This window comes from Flavobacterium sp. UBA4854 (assembly GCF_002399805.1).
In the GTDB taxonomy this organism is placed as follows: domain Bacteria; phylum Bacteroidota; class Bacteroidia; order Flavobacteriales; family Flavobacteriaceae; genus Flavobacterium; species Flavobacterium ginsengisoli.
Map to the genome: position 1 here is coordinate 16107 of NZ_DHEI01000024.1, position 3983 is coordinate 20089.

Below are 3983 nucleotides of genomic sequence, written 5' to 3' on the forward strand. Positions count from 1 at the left end.
AACCATGCATCAATACTTCTACGCCATTCATTTATTTGTAAACCGAAGAAAATCTCTTTCGGTTGTGTTGGCTGTTCTGATGCTTCTAGTTTTTGGATTTTTCGCTTCAAGATTGAAGTTTGAAGAAGATATTACCAAACTTATTCCAACCAACGACAAAACCGATGTTACTGCCAAAGTTTTAAAACAATTAAACTTTGCCGATAAAACTACCGTAATTTTTAGCTTGGATAAAAATGGTTCTGTCGAGGATTTGAAAGAAATGGCAACTATATTTTCTGACAGCGTTTCTAAATCCTGCAAGCCTTACATAACGGGAATTCAAGGAAAAATTGACGAAGAAAACATTCAAGAAACTATCGATTTTGTTTACAATAATTTGCCTCTTTTTCTAGATGATAACGATTATTTGGCTATTGAGAAGAAACTTCAAAAAGACAGCATTGCAGCAACCGTTCAAGGAAATTACAAATCGATTATTTCTCCGTCTGGATTTATAACCAAAGATTTTATTCTGCAAGATCCGTTTGGGATTTCTTTTATTGCTTTAAAAAAATTACAGCAATTAAATATTGGCGATGATTTTACGCTCGAAAATGGTTTTGTAATGACAAAGGATAAAAAGAAATTACTGCTTTTTATTACTTCAAATATTCCGTCAAGCGAAACAGAAAAGAATACCATTTTTGCTGAAAAACTGAAATCGATTCAGGAAAATCTCAATACACAATTTAAAGGAAAAACGTCTATTAGTTATTTTGGTTCTGCTTTAATTGCCGTTGCCAATGCCAATCAGATTAAAGGAGATATCATTTTGACAACATCCATCGCGATGTTTACCTTAATGCTGATTCTGATTTTATTTTATAGAAAAGTCCTAATTCCGCTGATTATTTTTCTGCCGACCGTTTTTGGCGGTTTGTTTGCGGTTGCCTTTTTATACTTTGTGAGAGAACAAATTTCAGCAATTTCACTAGGAATTGGTTCTATTTTATTGGGAATTACGATTGATTATTCCATTCACATTCTCACACATTACAAACATAATAGCGATGTAAAAACGTTGTACAAAGACATTACGATGCCAGTCATCATGAGCAGTTCTACAACTGCTGTTGCTTTTTTATGTCTGCTTTTTGTAAAATCGGATGCGTTAAATGATCTCGGAATTTTTGCTGCTGTTATCGTTATGGCAACCGGAGTTTTCTCGCTTTTGATTGTTCCGCATTTATACAAACCAACAGAAAATCCGGCAGAGCACAAGAAAAATGTGATCGATAAAATGGCTCATTTTTCTTTTCACAACAATAAAATCTTAATCGGACTTTGCGTTATCATTACCATAATCTGTTGTTTTACTTATAATGATGTAGGTTTCAATAACGATTTATCGCAACTAAATTTTATTCCGAAAGAAATCAAAGCTGCCGAAAAACAATTGGAAGAAAGCACAAGTTTAACTTCCAAAACGATTTATGTCGCTTCTTACGGAAAAACCATGGAAGAAGCTTTACAGCATAATAGCCAACTTTTTGATGATTTATCTGCAGCAAAACAACAAGACAAAATTCTAAATTTCAGCTCTGTCGGTGGAATTGTACTTTCGCAACAAGCTCAAATAGAAAAAATTAAAAAATGGAATTCATTCTGGACTTCACAAAAAAAAGAATTCATAAAATCAGAATTAATTGCTGAAGGTTCAAAACTTGGTTTTAAACCCACAACATACAATCTATTTTTTGATCATTTAGATTTTGACTTTAAGCCTGTTTCTGCAGCTGAATTTCTAAAAATTAAAGCGCTCCAGTTACAAGAATTTATAACCGAAAAAAATGGTTTTTATACGATTTCAACTTTAGTAAAAGTATCGCCAGAACAACGAGATGTTTTTGTAAAATCGGCTTCCGCAAAAGAAAACATCATTGCGATTGATCGTCAGCAGATGAACGAAACGTTTTTTAGCACTCTAAAAACCGATTTTAATTCGCTTGTAAATTATTCATTTGTTGCTGTAATTTTAATTCTATTTTTCTTTTTCCGAAGAATCGAATTAGTAATTATAAGCTGTATTCCTATTGCATTAACTGGAATTGTGACTGCAGGAATTATGGGCATTTTTGGCATTCAGATGAATATTTTCAGTATGATTGTCTGCACTTTAATTTTTGGTCACGGAGTCGATTTTAGTATTTTCATGACTAGTGCATTGCAAAAAGAATACACCAATGGAGTCAATGAAATTGCCATTTACAGAACCTCAATTATTCTGGCAGTTATCACAACCATTTTAGGAATTGGCGCCATGATTTTTGCTAAACATCCAGCGCTTACTTCTATTTCACTGGTATCCTTAATTGGAGTTTTTGCCGCGCTGATTATTACGTTTATTTTCTATCCGATTTTATTCAAACTGTTTTTATCAAATCGTCCCAAAAAAGGAAATCCTCCTTTTCAATTGCGAACATTTGTTCATGGTGTAATTTCGTTTGCTTATTATGGTTTAGGCGGAATCGTAATGTCGATTTTCAGTTTTACCATTATGCCGATTTTGCCTTTCAACAAAAAATCAAAAATGAAAGCTTTCCGATATGTGATTTCAAAATTCATGAAATCGGTATTGTATTCTAATCCGTTTATTCGCAAAAGAGTCATTAATAATTTCAATGAAACTTTCGAAAAACCAGCGGTAATTATTGCCAATCATTCTTCGTTCTTAGATATTCTGTCAATCGGAATGTTAAGCCCAAAAATCATTTTTTTGGTAAGCGACTGGGTTTACAATTCTCCTATTTTTGGCGGAGTTGTTAGAAAAGCAGGTTTTTACCCCGTTTCTGAAGGTCTTGAAGGCGGCGTTGAACATTTAAGAAAAAAAATAGAACAAGGCTATTCGTTAATGGTTTTTCCAGAAGGAACTCGTTCCGAAAGCAATGTGATTAAGCGATTCCACAAAGGTGCTTTTTTCCTTTCCGAAGAATTTAAACTGGATATTATTCCTGTTGTTATTCACGGTGCTTCAGAACTAATTCCAAAAGGTGATTTTGTCATTCACCACGGAAAATTGACGGTTACGATTTTAGAAAGAATTGCTCCAGATGATCTTTCATTTGGAAATAATTATGCCGAAAGAACCAAACAAATCAGTTCGTTTTTTAAAGGAGAATATCGCAAAATAAGACAAGAACTTGAAGGTCCAGATTATTTCAAAACAATGTTAATCAACAGTTACGATTACAAAGAAATTGAAATTGGGCAAAGCGTAAAAAAGGATTTGAAACAGAATCTCGAAACGTATTACAGTTTAAATAAACACATTGCGTCAAAAGCAAAAATCCTTCATTTAGGAAGCGATTACGGCCAGTTGGATGTTTTATTGGCTTTACAGGAACCACAGCGAAAAATATTTTCTTTAATAAATGATGAAGAAAAATTGTTGGTAGCCAAAACAAATTATTTAGTTAAAAAGAGAAAAATAACATATCTCGACAAATTAGAATCGCCATCTGAAAATCATTACGATGTACTTTTAATTTCTGACGAAAGCTATCACGATGAAATCGAAAAAGGGATTCAAAATGTTTCTTTTATAATTTTAGTCAATTGTTCTCGTTTAAAAAGTCAGTTTGAGAATTTTGAAATTGTTTCTGAAGAAAATGCTTTACTAGTTTTAAAGAAAAAAGAATGAAAAAACAGTACGATGTAGTCATAATTGGCAGTGGTTTAGGCGGATTGGTTTCTGCTGTTATTCTGGCAAAAGAAGGCTACAGCGTTTGTGTACTCGAAAAAAACAATCAATATGGAGGAAATCTTCAGACTTTCGTTAGAGATAAAACCATTTTTGATACAGGAATTCATTATATCGGAGGTTTAGGCGAAGGCCAGAATCTTCATCAATATTTCAAATATATTGGAATAATGGATCACTTGAATCTAAAAAAACTAGACGAAAATGGTTTTGACATTATTTCTTTTGATGATGATAAAAC

Annotated in this window: 2 protein-coding genes; both read left to right on the forward strand. The window is 32.8% G+C overall.

Going from position 1 to position 3983, the window contains the following annotated elements:
- Window positions 1-4: 4 nt before the first annotated feature.
- Entirely contained in the window at window positions 5-3682 is a 3678-nt protein-coding gene (locus tag B3J44_RS02695) for a 1-acyl-sn-glycerol-3-phosphate acyltransferase (protein WP_286965616.1), read from the forward strand.
- The coding region (locus tag B3J44_RS02700; RefSeq protein WP_286965615.1) for a phytoene desaturase family protein at window positions 3679-3983 on the forward strand (305 nt) is incomplete at its 3' end. The genes B3J44_RS02695 and B3J44_RS02700, both read left to right, overlap by 4 nt.

What these genes read in the sequence shown, in the direction of transcription:
- B3J44_RS02695 (WP_286965616.1), top strand. Translation starts at nt 5, where the DNA reads ATGCATCAATACTTCTACGCCATTCATTTATTTGTAAACCGAAGAAAA.